Source organism: Neglectibacter sp. X4, assembly GCF_009917365.1.
Taxonomy (GTDB): Bacteria; Bacillota; Clostridia; order Oscillospirales; family Acutalibacteraceae; genus Acutalibacter.
Genome location: NZ_QWLE01000277.1, coordinates 1 through 298, shown reverse-complemented (window position 1 = coordinate 298; position 298 = coordinate 1). Strand labels below are relative to the sequence as shown.

The following is a 298-nucleotide window of genomic DNA, read 5'->3' as shown; positions in this document are numbered from 1 at the left end:
GTCGCCGGCAGAAATTAGGGTGGATATTAAGCGAATTCATATAGAGGGAACCAGCTTTAAACAAATTTGTCTGGAAGCCAATGACAACGACCAGCGAATCAAGCAGAAAATAATGGACATTGTAATCAGACGTGGCAAGCTGCACAATCCAGTGACGGATACAGGCGGACTGGTGTATGGTACAGTGTCAGAAATTGGACCTGAATACGACAACAAAAAAAATTTTGTGCCCGGGGAAGAGGTTGTCTGCAATGCATCTTTGGCATCGGTGCCAATCTATATAGATAAAATTCTGTCT

The 298-nt window shown here is 43.3% G+C and carries 1 pseudogene; it reads left to right on the top strand.

The window, feature by feature from the left end:
* Positions 1-19 precede the first annotated feature (19 nt).
* Positions 20-298, top strand: a pseudogene (locus tag D1841_RS18105) (RNA polymerase subunit sigma-54); the annotation flags it as partial.